Below are 16,045 nucleotides of genomic sequence, written 5' to 3' on the forward strand. Positions count from 1 at the left end.
TGGTGAGCTGTGGCTGATAATCAACACATTGTTGCTTTTTGTTTATTGCTTATATCCACCTAGGTTGTAAAATGAAATCATAACAGCCATCTCTAGGAGGCATGATTGATGAAGTCAACCATTAATGTAGAAGACGTCAGTAAAAGTTTTGGAAAAAAAACCGTCTTAAATGAGGTCAACTTATCCATCGAGAAAGGTCAGTTATTTGGATTGATTGGACCTTCTGGTGCTGGAAAAACCACCCTTGTAAAAATGATTGTTGGCATGGAAAAAGCGGATAAAGGTTCCATTCATGTGTTAAATAAAAAAATGCCAAACCTTTCTTTACTTCAAGACATTGGCTATATGGCCCAAGCAGATGCCTTGTATGGTGAGTTAACGGGTGAAGAGAATCTAAAGTTTTTTGCTTCCCTATTTGGGTTGAATAAGGAAGAACAGAAAAAACGGTTATTGTATGTCGCTAACTTAGTCAACCTCACCAATGACCTAAACAAAAGGGTAGGAGCATATTCTGGAGGAATGAAACGGCGCTTATCCTTGGCAATCGCATTAATTCAAGACCCGCAAATCTTAATCCTGGATGAGCCAACCGTCGGCATTGACCCCGAATTAAAATTGTCGATTTGGAAAGAATTCCTGCGCTTGAAAAATGAAGAGCAAAAAACGATCATAGTCACTACCCATGTCATGGATGAAGCAGTGAAATGCGATTATGTCGCCATGGTTCGCGATGGCCGGATTTTAACAAGCGGCACGCCTAATGAATTAAAGGCGTTATACGGAACCGACGATTTCGATGAGGTATTCTTGAAAGCTGGGGTGAAACAATCATGAGAGTTTTCGCGTTAGTTAAACGAATCTTCCGGCAGATGTTTCGAGATAAACGCACCTTAGCGCTGTTATTTTTGGCACCACTGCTTATCCTGACCCTGATGTACTTTTTATTTAACGGCAGTTCCGTAGAACCGAAATTAGGTGTAAATGGTGTAGATAATAATCTTGTCAGCGTATTAAAAAAGGCAGACATTCAAGTGAAACAATACGAAAACGTCAATTCTGAAACGGTAGTAGATGACGACCTTGATGGATTATTAGAACAAGAGAATGGACGTTTGAAATTAACATTGCAAAATAACGACCCATCAAAAGCGAAAGGCTTGCAGATGAAAGTCAGCCAAGCGGTCGCGGCCCAGAGTCAAGCTAAGTTAATTCAGCAAAATCCGGCTGCCGCAGGTCTGGCCCAGCAAAGCATCGATATAGATTATGTGTATGGAGATGCTGACACCGTCTTTTTTGATGTATTAAGCCCCATATTAGTTGGCTTCTTCGTTTTCTTTTTCGTCTTTATTATTTCAGGAATTGGATTATTGCGTGAACGGACAACAGGGACTTTGGAACGGTTGATGTCGACGCCGATTCGCAGATGGGAAATCGTTACAGCGTACTTGGTAGGCTATGGTATTTTTGCAGTCATCCAAACCATGATCGTGGTATTCTATTCTATTAATGTATTAGATATCGTTTTGGCCGGGTCGATTGGGAATGTGCTTCTCATCAATTTAATTCTCGCGTTGGTAGCCCTCTCCCTTGGAATTCTTTTATCAACCTTCGCTGCTTCAGAGTTTCAAATGATTCAATTTATCCCAATCGCGGTCATTCCGCAAATCTTTTTCGCAGGAATTTTCCCGCTTGAAGGGATGGCCAACTGGTTACAGGCGGTCGCAAAGGTTATACCGATGTACTATGCGGGTGATGCTCTAAAAGCTGTCATGTATAAAGGGTTAGGTTTTAGTGAAATTAGCGGCGACCTCTTGGCCTTACTTATCTTTGCAGTGATTTTCATTGTGTTGAATATTTTCTCATTGAAAAAGTATCGAAAGTTATAAATACAAAAATAAGGGGAGAGATGATCAAGTAATCATCTCGCCCCTTTTCATTTTTAGCGGATTGTTTTTAATGCGCCGCTCCATTGGTTAACTTCATCAAGCATAGCATTTACATTTGTAAGGTGTAATTCAGCTGGTTTGAAAACACTGCCGTTTTCAAAGTCTGTGAATAATGACAAGGTTGGATGTGTACGAACATCCGCCACTTTTAATTCACCTAAGATTCCACGTAAATGTTCAGCAGCACGTGCTCCGCCTGTTGAACCATAGCTTACGATTCCGGCAGCTTTGTTATTCCATGCTTCACGTGCAAAATCAAGCGCATTTTTTAATGCTCCAGTGATACTGTGGTTATATTCTTGAACAATGAATACGAAACCGTCTAAGTTTCCAAGTTTAGTATTCCATTCTGCGATTCCTGGTTCTGAACCGTCAGTTGTACCTAAGAATGGTAAATTAAAGTCCGCGATATCGACGATTTCATAGTTTGCATCGCCGCGTTTGTCAGCGATTCCTTTCACCCATTCCCCAACTTGTGGGCTTACACGTCCTTGACGTGTGCTCCCTAAAATAATCCCAATGTTTAATTTTGTCATTGTTTTTTCCTCCTTCGTTGATTCACCAAATAGTCTACCTAGAAAACCCAACTTCAACACCACCTATAAAAATTTTTTATATAAAAATTACGTAGTGTTCATGAATAAACAAAACGTTTCTTTGCAGGATTTTTTCCTACAAACATACTCACCGAGATATTCTCAATTAAAATATTAATAAATTAAATATTATTAATTAATATATCTCTAATTCAAAGTAATTTTATAATATTTATGTTTTCTTGTCAATCGATTTAACTTTAGATTTTACAAAGATATTATTAGTTATTCTAAAAAAACCTAAAAAACCACTTAGCACAATGGCTAAGTGGTTTTGGGTGTCAGGCACCAACATCATATTTACGATCGTCCTGTACAAAGAGGATGCCTAGTTCGTGGTGGTCGCCTTCGTATAGGGCGCGTTGAACGAAACGGATTTCTCCATTTGTGTCGAGGACCTCTAGTTTGCAGTGGGCGCGATTTTTTTGCAGTGCTTCGTAAAACACCTTTTCATCACGAACCAAGACGCCATTCGCTTTCGTGATTACTTCACCCACCTTCAACTCCATTTTACTTGCAGGTGACTCGGGAATAACCCCGATAATCATCAGGCCTTGATTCTTTTTGGAAAAATAAAACGGGAGATTATCATCTTTCATGCCAGCGAGTAAAATAATAAACTCACGGCCGAGAACGGCCAGTGCAGCAGTTACAATCGAACTAAGCGGGAACCAATAGCCTAGAACAGAAAGAAGTGTAACAAACACCCCAAGGACGATTACCCGTCGGCCATGAAGCTGAATTGCTACTTTGGGCAGCATTCCTTTGACTTGCTGATGAAAACCAATCGCAAATGGAACAAAAATCAGCGAGTACTCTTTCGCACCCAAATGGAAAACAGGCCACCAATCAAAGGGAAGCTGCAGCGCATTGCCTGGAATAAGTAAGAAGATCGGCAGCATCCAGAGACGCTTTCCTTCATGTAACCCTACATTTTGACCACGTTTGCTTTTAGCAAGTTTAGGGGAGGTCCCAAAACTGCCATTTTTAAAGATGAGCATACCTTCTGCAATGAGCATCAACCCTAGCAAAACGACAATAGAAGGATAGATTTTGTCACTCAATGCATGGAATGTCTTCGAGAAAAGCGGGATCGACCAATGATTTTCCGCGATCAATATAATCGAGAAAAAGGCTGCCCCCATCGTATAAGCGGGCGAGATCCAGCGAACATTTGTCGTTAATGACCACAAAAATGTAAATCCAGCAATTAGCAGAATCGTTGCGAATGGAACCGTAATCCCTGCTGCTATTACAATTACCGAAAGCACAAGTCCGATCAAAATGCCGGGCGGAAATAACTGTCGAAGTTCGAAATAGGCGTCATGCGCCCTAACATGAAAATTTTTCCGTTCACGTTTCACCCTCATTACGCCTAAAATCCCTGCAAGGAAAACGAGATAGTATAAAACAGGATGAAGAAATAACCTGCCTGTCCCTTTAAGAAGTTCTACAAGCCATATTTGCACCAATTCCTGCCACCTGCCTCTATTAAAAATTTCTAGTAGTCTATTATAGAAAAGTCTCCTAAAGAGTATTTTACCAAATTGCCGCCATAAAACATATTGCTAGTTTTTAGAAAATGGTAAAAATATTGTACCACTACAAAAAGCGGAAGCGCCTTGCACAGGGGCGACAGGCATAAGACGAGCCGACATGAAGGTTGCTTTTTAACCTTCAGGACGGATTGGCTTATGACCCCCCTAGGCGCTGGAGCTGGATTCTGAGAACTAATCAAATTTATCCAAAATTAATTATATAATTAGATATACAAAGAAAAACAGAGGCATAAGCCCCTGCTTTACTCTTTAGTTATTAATCGCAATGCGGTTTGTAACTGCAGATCGTTTTTCTCTTTTTTCATTTCCGCGATGGCTGCTTCTTCAAGTTTGGCTGCAGTCTCCGGGCCAATTTTTCCAGTTGGCTCCAAGTTCGCTTGGAGTTGGAACCCTTTAACGGCCATGGCGGTTTCCTTACTAAAATAACCATCCGTCCGGCCTGGTGCAAATCCTAAGCCAGCTAACACCTCTTGGGCGTTCTTTACTTGCTCATTATTCATATCCTCTTCCAATGTCTCTTCGACCTGAATCGGATGGGTGGCGAAAATCGCTGGTTGATTAATGGCCACATCCGGCTCAATCCCTTTTTTATGAATCCAATTGCCATCTGGGGTCAGCCATTTAAATAATGTCAGCTTGATGTTGCTTCCATCCCCCATCGGAACAGCCTGTTGAACGGTACCTTTTCCGAAGGTAGTTTCTCCAACAAGTTGGTAACCATCCGCTTCTTGAAGTGAACCGGCGAGAATTTCAGACGCGGAGGCACTGCCTTTGTTTACAAGGACAACCACGGGATAATCCTTTTTCTCCGAAAGATTGGAGAAGTATCGCTTTTTCTCACCATTCCGCTGCTCGATTTGGACATATGGCTTATTTTCTGGGACAAATTCCTTTAATATCTCACCGACACTGTCGAGCAGGCCGCCAGGGTTTCCACGCACATCAATAATCAACCCTTTAATATGATCGTTTTCTAAGGCAGATAATTCTTTTTCAAAATCAGCAGCTGTATCCTCTGAAAAAGAAGTTAGTTCGATATAGCCAATCTTTTTGCCATCATGTTCCTTAATAGAAGCATGGACCGTTTCAAGAGGGATTTCATCGCGGGTGACGTTAATCGCCAGCGGATCTTTTAACCCTTTTCTCGCAATTAATAATTGAACCTTCGTCCCTTTTTTACCGCGAATCTTGAGTGTTGCCTTATTCAAATCCAGCCCTTCTACACTTTTCCCATCAACCTTTAGAATTTGATCATTTGGCTTAATGCCTGCTTTTTCAGCAGGAGAATCTTTAAACGGAGAGACGATTACAATTTTCCCATCGACCATGCCGACTTCGGCTCCAATTCCTTCAAATGAGGATTCCAAAGTTTGTGTAAATTGTTTGGCGGTTTCCTTGTCCATGTAGACAGAGTACGGATCTTTTAGAACAGATAACATCCCTTGAATCGCGCCTTCTACCAACTTTTCCTGATCTACCTTTTCAACATATCTGCTTAAAATAAGATCATAGGCATTCTCTACTTTTTCTAAATCTACAGCATTTTCCGCCGAACTGAATCCATTATTATCTGAGGGTTTCACAAGTTCGTGTTTATTACTGCCATTTTTATGATTTAATAGCTGCATGCCTGCATATGTGCCCCCCGCCCCAGTTAGGAGCGAACCCGTCATCAAAAGGGCAATCCATCTACGATTCATCTCAGGTCCTCCTCAAGTTAAATATGCCTGTCCTATCTATTTTTCTAAAAAGGCGCCAAATTCCTGCCCGATTATTAACATATATGTAAAGAGTGGACGAGATATGATGATTGATAGAATAAAAAGAGCAAGCGCCCGTTTAGCGGCGTATGGACTGGAGCGCTCCAACCGAGATAAAGGAAAACGAAAAGCGGAAGCGCCTTACACAGGGGCGACAGGCATAAGACGAGCCGACATGAAGGTTGCTTTTTAACCTTCAGGACGGATTGGCTTATGACCCCGAGCCCCTAGGCGCTGGAGCTAGACAACACGAAGAGCGTTAGCGCATTCGTGCTTGACTTATCGTAGGGCGGAGAGCGAAGTACACTAGCCTCTGGGCGCTGGAGCTGGATTCAGAGATCTACTTCAATTTAGCTACAATTATTTATTTTATAATTTCCTGTACAAAAAAAGAAGAAGCACGAGGCTTCTCCAATTATTATGGTAATGGAACAATGCCGACAGGATTGATGGCATAACGTTTATCCTGTGTCCATGGTCCTTTATGAAGTTCAAAATGCAAATGCTGTCCTCTTGAGGCACCAGTATTCCCCATCAGACCAATTTTTTGACCTTTTTTCACGCTTGCCCCGCTGCCAACATAACGTTGGGTCATATGAGCATAAACAGTTGTATACACTTGTCCATTAATCGAGTGAGAAACAAAAATACAATTTCCATACGTGCTAGAATAATAGGATCTAATCACCACGCCATTGGCCGCCGCAACGATTGGCACCTTATTTCCGTTGGCAATATCGACACCATAGTGATTCCCATCACCACGACCGCCAAAACCAGAACTAAGATATCCCGCTGCCGGCTGGGTCCAAGATCCGCTTGTAACATTAGGTGTGGTATCAGATTTAGGACCACTATCATTTCCATTGTTTGAGTTTGTGGTTCTGCTTCTTTTCGCTTCTTCCACTGCTCTAGCTTGTGCTTCTTTTTCCATTTGAATAGCTTGTTTTATCGCCGCCTCTTGACCAGCAAGGATTTGCTCCTCTTCTTTCAAATCCATCATACCTTCATGGACTTCTTCTTCCTGGTCTTTAAGGCTTGCTAACATTTTATCTTTTTCTTTCTTTTGTACATTTAATTGCTGATTCATAGTTTTTAAGTCTGCTAGCATCTTCTCAAGACTAGCAAGATCTTTTTCTACTTTTGCTTGTTTCTGCGCAAGCTCCTGTTTATCGGCCTCATGCTGCTTAATAATATCTTGGTCCGCTTGCATGATTGTGGTAACCGCAGTGGCCCGGTCAATGAAATCGCTAAAGCTGGTTGATCCCATTAACACATCTAAATAATTGACCATGCCGCCATTTTCCTGATAACTGCGGGCCCTATCCTTCAAAAGCACATTTCGCTTATTAATTCGCTCTTTGATCACCTTTGTTTCAGCTTGAAGTTTCGTAACCTCTGCTTTTGTATCTTTTATCTTTTTGGATTTATCGTCTATTTTTTTTGTTGTATCTTCAATCGCAAAGTCAAGTCGTTTCATTTCACTCTTTACGTCAGCCTGCTGATTTTTTAAGGTGTTGATCTTATCATTTGCTTGATTGATATCTGATTGTAAATTAGAACGTTTGTCGTGGATTTTATTTTGTTCACCTTTTAGACTAGAGAGTGATGCAGCTTCTGTTTTAACAGAAACTCCACCAAGTATTGTTCCTAGTCCGACCGCTAGTGCAACGGCACTGGTGATTACTGATTTCTTCATTTCCGATTTCTCCTCCTATCTCTCTATGTACAGGTAAATCAATGTTACCTGATTGTGACGAATGCTGTTGTACGTAACATTCTGAAGGACACATGCGTCTATCCTAGTTATAGGTCGGATAACAGTAAATCAGGAAGGACACGGGTACCATCCTTCCTGATCTGGACTATACTTTTAAGAATTTTCGAACGGACATTAAGCTTCCCCAAATTCCTATCAGAGCACCCATTAGAATAAGAATTCCGGAAACCTGATACATAAACGGGTCAAATGGAAGTACCTTAATGAAAGTTCCTTCAAGTCGAGGACCAATATAATCATAAGCACGATAGTAGGCAATGGAAATCAGGATAATTGGCAAAATTGATCCAATTACCCCCAGCCATAGACCTTCTAAGAAAAAAGGCCAACGGATAAACGTATTTGTGGCACCTACTAACCTCATAATCTTAATTTCTCTACGTCTAGCAATAATCGTAATTTTAATTGTATTCGAGATTAAGAAAATAGCCGTAAAGAATAAACCGATAATTAATACAATACCGACGTTGCGGCTTGCTTTAATGAACTTAAATAATTTTTCTACCTTGCCCTGGCCATATTTGACCTTGGCAACATAAGTGGATTTTTCAAGTCGTTTAGCTACTTGCATCGTATCTGTCGGTTTTTTCGTTTTGACAATATAAACATCATTTAAAGGATTATCCTGTTCAAAAAGTTTAAAGGACTTTCCTTCTTCCCCAAGACTATTTACTAAATTTTCTAGTTCCTGCTGTTTTGAGGAGAATGTGACACTTTTTACCTCAGGAATACTTTCAATCTCAGTTTTAAGCTTTTGCTGATCTTGAGCGTTTGCAGCTACATCAATATGAACACGAATTTGCACATCATCTTCTATTGTTTCTGCAACTCTATTAAGATTCATCATAATAACAAAAAAGACACCAACTAAAATTAAGGTAACGGTAACAGCACTTACCGACGCAAAAGTCATCCAGCCATTTCTGCTGATATTCTTTAAGCTGTCTCGGGAATGGCGGCCAATAGTTCTAATTTTCATAACCGTATTCACCTCTTTCATCATCACGCACGATTTTACCGCCTTCAATGGCAATTACGCGATGCTGTAATGTATTAACAATCTCTCGGTTATGGGTTGCCATAACAATCGTCGTCCCTCTTGAATTAATCTCTTCAAATATTTTCATAATTTCCCAAGAAGTTTCAGGATCAAGGTTTCCGGTAGGCTCATCCGCAATGACAACTTTCGGCGAATTGACAATCGAGCGGGCAATAGAAACACGCTGCTGCTCCCCGCCTGAAAGCTCGGACGGCAGCATTTTTATCTTATGCTTTAAGTTAACAAGATCAAGAACTTCCATCACTCGTTTTTTTATTACTTTTGGCTGAGCTTCAATAACCTCTAAGGCAAAAGCTACATTTTCATAAACAGTTAATCTCGGAAGCAGCTTAAAATCCTGGAAAACAACACCAAGATTCCGTCTGAATATAGGAACCTTTTTCATTTTTAATTTGGCTAAGTTTACACCGTTCATAGTGATGGTCCCAGAAGTCGGAACTTCCTCACGATACATCATTTTTATAAATGTCGATTTTCCGGCACCACTTGGTCCGACGACATAGACAAATTCGCCCTGGTTAATTCGGACGTCTATCCCATTAATGGCCGAAACTCCATTTGGGTATTTTTTATAAACATCTTGTAGTTCTATCATTTTTTATCACCTTTTATTTAAAGACATCTCGAATTAAATTCGACAAATATCTTTTTTTATTTGCAAAATGGACTAGGATAACAAAAAAAATATGTGCATAATTTCGCATAATCCTATTATAACATCATAAATTGTTAAAAAAAGCGGTAAAAATATTACAGTTTCTTTTCAAAGAATTACAAAACCCGACAAATTTCTTATTTCGAAGGAAGAACAAAAAGCGCAAGCGCCCGTTTAGCGGCGTATGGACTGGAACGCTCCAACCGAGATAAAGGAAACACGAAGAGGGTAGCGCATTCGTGCTTGACTTATCGTAGGGCGGAGAGCGAAGTACACTAGCCGCTGGGCGCTGGAGCTGGATTCAGAGGACTATTTCAATTTATCTACAATTAATTATTTTATAATTTCCTATACAATAAAAAACGCCCTGTTATTCCAAACAGAACGCTTCCTGAGTCTTTTATTTTTTGGCTGCAAGCCACTCAGCAACTTGATTTGCATCATCGCCAGTTACAACGTTGGCAGGCATTTGCCCTTTACCATTTTTAAGGATATTCAATATTTCGTCCTTAGAGTACTTTGAACCGACCTTGGTTAGATTTGGACCCATACCACCTGTTAAATCGCCGCCATGACAGCTGGAGCATTTTTGATCAAAGATCTTCGCCGCCGTATCACTGCTTGTTGTTTCCGTTCCTGTGTCAGTGCCTGTGTCTTTACTTGTGTCTTTATCCCCGCCTCCGCAGGCAGCCAGACCCATTACTAATGCAGTTCCCATCAACATTGTAAGCCATTTCTTTTTCACGTTGTTACCCCCTTCAGAAAATATTACCATCAATGCCCTATTATACCAATCCTATGCCCGTTTGAAACCCTCACCTAACACTTCAGCTGCATCCATAACAACAACAAATGCAGATGGATCAAGGGCTTTAACCAATTGTTTCAATTTTGTGAACTCTGATTGATCTACAACGCACATAAGAACTGGCCGTTCATGGTCAGTAAATCCACCATATGCTGATAGTTTTGTCACACCACGGTCTATTTTATTCAAAATTCCCGCACGAACTTCTTCTTGTTTACCAGTAATGATCATTGCCATTTTTGATCGGCCGAAACCAACCTGAATCAGGTCGATTGTTTTGCTTGTTACATAAAGAGCAATTAATGCATACAAACCTTTTTCAATATCAAATACAATCGCAGCAGCAAGCACGATTAAACCATCGATTATGACGACGCATCGTCCCAGAGAAAAACCTGTATATTTATGAATAATTTGGGCTGCCAGGTCCGTCCCGCCTGTCGATGCTCTTCCCCTAAAAACTATGCCCAGTCCAAGTCCGACACCAATTCCCCCAAACAAAGCCCCAAGAAGGGCGTCATTTGTCCAAGGATCTAAATTCCTTGTAAAAAAAACTACTAATGGTAAAAAAATCGTTCCCGCAAGGGTTTTTACACCAAACTGCTTTCCTAATAAAACTACACCAGCTACAAATAAGGGTATATTGAAAGCCCATTGAACATAGGCTGGTTCCCACCCTAACACTGATTTTAAAATTGTACTAATACCACTTACTCCACCAGAGGCCACTTGGTTCGGAAGTAAGAAAACATTAAAGGTTAAAGCAATGATTGCCGCACCAATTAATACAAAAAGATAATCGATTGCTATTCTCGTTTTAGGATAGGTTAGTGTTAAATTACTTAAGATATTCATAAAGCTATTCTCCTCAAATTTTAAATACTTTCTATTAACCGAAAGTGAGTATAGCATGGGTAAATATTGGTGTAAACGGCAGTAAGTTGACGTGGTAAAGGATTAAAATTTTTCTTAGCATTTACTAGTTAAGCGGTTTTTATAAGGCTCTCAGAGAGGTAAGCAATGGTTGAGTATAGAAGGCAAAGGATTTCAAAAAAATAAGCCTCTGCCGAATTGGTCGGCAAAGGCTATAAATAGGTTCAATTTATGAAATTCTCGATCTAAGATATGCGTTAATAAACTGGTCTAAATCCCCGTCCATAACAGCCTGAACGTTCCCGCTTTCTGTGCTAGTCCTGTGATCTTTCACCATCGAATAGGGATGGAAAACGTAAGAACGGATTTGACTTCCCCAGCCGATTTCCTTCTGCTCGCCGCGAATTTCTAGAAGTTCTTGTTCCTGACGCTCAATTTCAAGTTGATACAGTTTGGCTTTGAGCATTTTCAGGGCTGCCTCACGGTTTTTAATTTGCGAACGTTCTGCTTGACATGTAACAACTACACCAGTAGGCAAGTGGGTAATTCGGATGGCCGAATCGGTAGTGTTAATATGCTGTCCGCCCGCACCTGTTGCACGATAGGTATCAATTTTTAAATCCTCTGTCCGGACTTCTATTTGAATGTCATCATTGAGTTCGGGCATGACTTCACAGGAAACGAAAGAAGTATGCCGACGGCCTGAGGAATCAAATGGGGAAATCCGAACCAGACGGTGAACCCCTTTTTCCGCTTTCAAATAGCCATAGGCATTATGCCCCTTAATCGCTAGTGTAACACTCTTAATACCCGCTTCATCACCAGGTAAGTAATCGAGGGTCTCAACCTTAAAGCCCTTTTTCTCCGCCCAGCGGGTATACATCCTTAGCAGCATCGAGCCCCAGTCCTGTGACTCTGTTCCGCCCGCGCCTGGGTGAAGCTCCAAAATCGCATTATTTTTATCGTACTCTTCACTAAGAAGAAGCTGCAGTTCAAATTGACTCAAACGCGCTATTAACTGCTGAAGTTCCTCTTCCAACTCCGCACGTAATTCTTCATCATTTTCTTCTTTGACAAGTTCATAGGTTAATTCCAAATTTTCAAAGCTGCTATTCAAATCATAAAATTCATTGACTTGATCCTTTAATCCATTTGCTTCACTAATGACGGTCTGCGCTGCTTGCTGATCGTTCCAGAAATCAGGATGAAGCATCTCATCGTCTAATTCAGCAATTCTTGCTTCCTTATTCTCAAGGTCAAAGAGACCCCCTAAAGTCCGCTAATTTCTTAGCTGTTTTTTCAAGTTCATTACGAATTTCTGCTAATTCCATTATCTTCACCTCTATAAAAATTACCTATATCGTATTTTATTCCGAATTCATCGTTCAGTACCTAAACCATTATAGCGTGATTAGCGACTAAATTTCAAAGTTTGATCGTTAAAAAGTTTATGCCTTGAAGGTTTCGCTGGTTTGTCGGGATGGTTGAAGATTCAAAAGTAAAAAAACGAGCGGAGTGTCCGCTCGTTTTTTTATGGAGTTATCCTTTTTGGTGCATGTGCTGTATCCATAAAGGATTTACTATCACTATGACATTCTGCGCAAGTTTTTTTGCTTTCTCGATCATGACCGTCGTTTGCGGAATTAATTGGATTACCAGTTTCTTTATCGTAAATGGCTTTTCCTTGTTTACCATAAAGATCTGTTTTCCCATTATGGCAGGATAGACAGAATTTACGTTGAGCTTCCGCATCCCAATCAGACGTGGTTTTATTAAACCAATTATCATCAAGCTGATCGTTTTCAGGCTTTTGAGCTTCTTGCTTAATATTTCCAAGTTCTGGCCTTAACATCTTAATATTAGTTGCCCCGTGTGTCTCGTGACATTCAGCACATGGAAGCTGTCCATTTAACGAAATACCACTTTCGGTTTGAGCCTGAAAATTATGCCCTGATTGGCTTTTAAGGGTTCCATCACTATAATACTTTTCAATATTTGTCTTTTTTCCATTACCATGGCAGCTAAAGCATAAGGAATAGTCACTTAAAGAACCGGTAGCGGTACCTGCCTTTTTATAATTATAAAAAGAGTCTGTTCCTGCCTTAGGGTGCATGCTGTTTGGATTTTGTTTGGTCCCTGGGTTATGTGGATCATGACAACTAGAGCAACTTACAGGAGAACCTGTATAGTGTTTACTATGGCTGTTATTGTCCTCTATTTTTGGTGAACCAGTTCCATCATGACAAGCCATACACATATCATTTTCAGTAGAACCCTTTTCTCCCTTTAGAAGGAACTCATCCGTTCCATTATGGGTGCTATGGCAAAAAGAACATGCACTTGTTACCACCGAAAACGGTCCATGTATAGAGTCATTATCACTTGGTTCATCTGCCACTCGGTCGACCTTAAATCCGGTATCCTTATAATCACTAACAGTAGTGAATTTAAGGAATCGAGGAATAATTAACTTCTCTGTTTCAGTTGAGAATTTCGGATTGAGATAAACATAATAGCTAGTTCCAGGCTTAAAGTTTTGATCAGGTTTAAATGTATAAACATAGGATTTGAGATTTTCTGTAAATGCAGTTGTAGCAATTAAATCCTCGTTTCCTTTAATATCTCCAAAAGATGTTAACAAAGGTTGTGTTTTGGTTAATGGTTCCGTACTCCTTACATCTACTAATATCACATAATTCAAGGGTACTCGAGTCATATCCTCTACAGGAAGGAAACTGCTGGGAACATCCTTTCCAGGTTCATATTGATCAGCTGCATCTTTTGGAATAAGATACATTTTGTCCATATATGGTCTTGTCCCTGCCTCATCAATAGCTTCTTGGGATGTAATTATTTTTTCATTGGGTGTAGGACTCTCATCAGTTGTTGACGCCGTTTCTTCAGTAGAAGTTACAGGATTGTCTGTGACATTATCTGTTGTTACAGGAGTATCTTCCGTTGTCACTGTTGCAAGAATATCTTCCGTTGTCACTGCCCCTTCTGACTTAACGGAAAAGGTACGGTCTGCCTTAGCGCTTACCCCATCCTCATCAGTGACGACGAATGTAACGGCATGGACTCCTTCATTAAAATCTTTTGAGTATATGAAGTCTGCAACGTTACCCTTGGGGGTCATCAATAGCTTTCCTTCACCCGTAATATCAATAGGCTGCTGTGAAGCCTCCTGCTGTTCAAAAACCTTGACAGTTAGTTTATCTGCAGTCGTTAGATCGTCCGAAATGGTTCCAGTAAATTCAACCATTGGAGCATTAAACATAAACTCATCATCCGGTGATAATATCTGAATTTCGGGAACAGCAGATGCTGATACAACAATGTTATCAGGAGAACTAAAAAGGAGGGAACTAAGAACAACGCTCCAAATAACAAAGTATGAGATAAGCTTTCGTTTGTAGTTCTTCCTTTTCATACTATTCATCCTTTACTTTTCGTAAATTAGAGATAAAACTCATACAAATTATATCAACTGAATTAACAATAATTTTCGTCGTTAAGTTAAATATTTTTGACAGTTTCTACACTCGGGTGCAATAATAAAACTTTGAAATTTAGTGGGGCTAACAAATAGATGGGCTATTTGTTAGCTTTTTTTATTATTTAATTAAGCTTTTACCTGAATAATCTCCACCAGGAACTAAGTAATTTTTATAATCTGTAGTATTGGGATAGTTTGTTGTTCCAGGTGTATTGGCGATTTGGTGTGTAGATTGGTGACAAGCCCAACATACAGACATGTTTGTAAATCTTTTTAAAGATGAGCCTTTTGGACTTACTTCTTTCATGTAAGCTTTAGCTGTTGCTTCAGTCCAGCCTTTTCCGCCATCTGTAACTGGTTTTTGTAAATCTGCAATTGTTTTACCTGCTGTGTCTCTTAATGTTGTAATGTCAGTACCATGCGCAAAGTGACAAGCTGTACAGCTGCGACCTTGCTTCGTGCTGTTTGTTGTATGTGTGAATAGCTCGTGACCTTGAACTGTTTTCATTTCTCTTGGTCCGTTTTCTCTATTCTTTAAGTAGTCATCATGACAGCTTGCACAGAATTCTGAGTAATTTAATTTGTAATCATAAACCTGTGCTTGCGTTAATCCATCAGCTGGTTTATTATAAATTCCGTTTGATTTGTAAATTTTTAATCCAGACATTGTACTGCTATTGTTGATGTCAGCATATGCAGGATCTTCTACTAAATTTAGTTTAATTGCTTTTTGTCCTACTGGAACTTTATTTAATTTAGTAATAGTTTCCGTATATCCAACGATAGTAACATTATAGTTGTTACCATATTGCTTTCCTGCTACAGTTTCATTTAATAAACGGTCGTTAGCAGATCCATGTGGATTATGACAGCTTGAGCATTCAAAAGTAGCAGTAGATTTATTAGCTAATGCACCAGGAGCTGCTTTTACTTCTAAATCTGAATCAACATTGTGCATTGAAGCATTCATTTCGTGAGAATCAATTACACCTGCTTCACTAGCTACTTTTACGTTATAAAAGCCCATTGTACCATCATGGCATGACATACAAAGTTCTTTTTCACCACTCTTCATTAACAGCATTTCGTCTTCCCCATTATGGGTACTGTGGCAGTTTGCACAAGAGTTTGTGTTGTTTTGGAAATTACCATGTGTTTTGTGTGTATTGGTATTTCCGGCGTTATCAACATCCCCAACATGAATCCCAGGTGCTGGGTTTGTTGAAGTTGGTGTAAATTCTGCTGCAGAAGCAAAAGCACCAAACATGCTCACTAAAACAAGCACTAATAATGCAGACAAACTAATTTTTAACTTACTCATTCTAAAAAACCTCCCATAAAACTTCTGTCTTCTCTCTTTTTCTCTCTTTTTCTCAATTTTTCATAGGTTAATAATTTTCTTTTTTCTATATCACCCCCTTAAAACACTTGAATTATTGAGTTTAATAGTCATTTATAAAAAAGCTTATATTATCAGAAGACCAACCATCTGGGAGGAAAATTGGCAGTTTT

General features: G+C 39.8%; 13 protein-coding genes. 2 read left to right on the plus strand and 11 right to left on the minus strand.

Annotated elements, in window-relative coordinates; translation table 11 throughout:
• The first annotated feature begins 108 nt into the window (after positions 1–108).
• On the plus strand, positions 109–834 hold the full coding sequence (locus tag FS608_RS19355) for an ABC transporter ATP-binding protein (protein WP_144554083.1): 726 nt from the start codon (positions 109–111) through the stop codon (positions 832–834).
• Complete coding sequence (locus FS608_RS19360; protein WP_144554085.1) at positions 831–1,886, plus strand: ABC transporter permease; 1,056 nt, start codon at positions 831–833, stop codon at positions 1,884–1,886. Before FS608_RS19355 ends, FS608_RS19360 begins: the two co-directional genes overlap by 4 nt.
• A gap of 53 nt (positions 1,887–1,939) precedes the next feature.
• Here FS608_RS19360 and FS608_RS19365 read toward each other — a convergent pair whose 3' ends face one another.
• The 11 genes from FS608_RS19365 to FS608_RS19415 all read right to left on the minus strand — a co-directional run bounded on the left by FS608_RS19365 (position 1,940) and on the right by FS608_RS19415 (position 15,854).
• Complete coding sequence (locus tag FS608_RS19365; protein WP_144554087.1) at positions 1,940–2,533, minus strand: NADPH-dependent FMN reductase; 594 nt, start codon at positions 2,531–2,533, stop codon at positions 1,940–1,942.
• 290 nt (positions 2,534–2,823) lie between these two features.
• A complete protein-coding gene (locus tag FS608_RS19370; protein WP_144554089.1) occupies positions 2,824–4,014 on the minus strand; it encodes a PDZ domain-containing protein in 1,191 nt (396 codons plus the stop codon).
• A 329-nt stretch (positions 4,015–4,343) separates the two neighbouring features.
• Positions 4,344–5,801 carry a S41 family peptidase gene (locus tag FS608_RS19375; protein WP_144554091.1) on the minus strand — a complete coding sequence of 486 codons (1,458 nt, stop codon included), beginning with the start codon at positions 5,799–5,801 and terminating at the stop codon, positions 4,344–4,346.
• A 478-nt stretch (positions 5,802–6,279) separates the two neighbouring features.
• Complete coding sequence (locus FS608_RS19380; RefSeq protein WP_144554093.1) at positions 6,280–7,560, minus strand: murein hydrolase activator EnvC family protein; 1,281 nt, start codon at positions 7,558–7,560, stop codon at positions 6,280–6,282.
• 166 nt (positions 7,561–7,726) lie between these two features.
• Positions 7,727–8,620, minus strand: coding sequence for a permease-like cell division protein FtsX (ftsX, locus tag FS608_RS19385; protein ID WP_144554095.1), 894 nt, complete (start codon positions 8,618–8,620; stop codon positions 7,727–7,729).
• Entirely contained in the window at positions 8,610–9,296 is a 687-nt protein-coding gene (gene ftsE / locus FS608_RS19390) for a cell division ATP-binding protein FtsE (RefSeq protein WP_026567745.1), read from the minus strand. The genes ftsX and ftsE overlap by 11 nt, the downstream gene beginning before the upstream one ends.
• A gap of 460 nt (positions 9,297–9,756) precedes the next feature.
• The gene (gene cccB, locus FS608_RS19395; protein ID WP_395947794.1) at positions 9,757–10,101 is read right to left on the minus strand and encodes a cytochrome c551; all 345 of its coding nucleotides are present in this window, start codon (positions 10,099–10,101) and stop codon (positions 9,757–9,759) included.
• 51 nt (positions 10,102–10,152) lie between these two features.
• Positions 10,153–11,019, minus strand: coding sequence for a YitT family protein (locus FS608_RS19400; RefSeq protein ID WP_144554097.1), 867 nt, complete (start codon positions 11,017–11,019; stop codon positions 10,153–10,155).
• A 247-nt stretch (positions 11,020–11,266) separates the two neighbouring features.
• Positions 11,267–12,368 (minus strand): peptide chain release factor 2 gene (gene prfB, locus FS608_RS19405; protein WP_144554100.1). Its coding sequence is split into 2 segments (ribosomal slippage): positions 11,267–12,295 and positions 12,297–12,368, totalling 1,101 coding nucleotides; the frame shifts between segments, so codons are not numbered across the junction.
• 200 nt (positions 12,369–12,568) lie between these two features.
• A complete protein-coding gene (locus tag FS608_RS19410) occupies positions 12,569–14,467 on the minus strand; it encodes a cytochrome c3 family protein (RefSeq protein WP_186328816.1) in 1,899 nt (632 codons plus the stop codon).
• A gap of 184 nt (positions 14,468–14,651) precedes the next feature.
• On the minus strand, positions 14,652–15,854 hold the full coding sequence (locus FS608_RS19415) for a cytochrome c3 family protein (RefSeq protein WP_144554104.1): 1,203 nt from the start codon (positions 15,852–15,854) through the stop codon (positions 14,652–14,654).
• Positions 15,855–16,045 lie beyond the last annotated feature (191 nt).

The sequence above is a fragment of the Bacillus sp. X1(2014) genome (assembly GCF_007678255.1).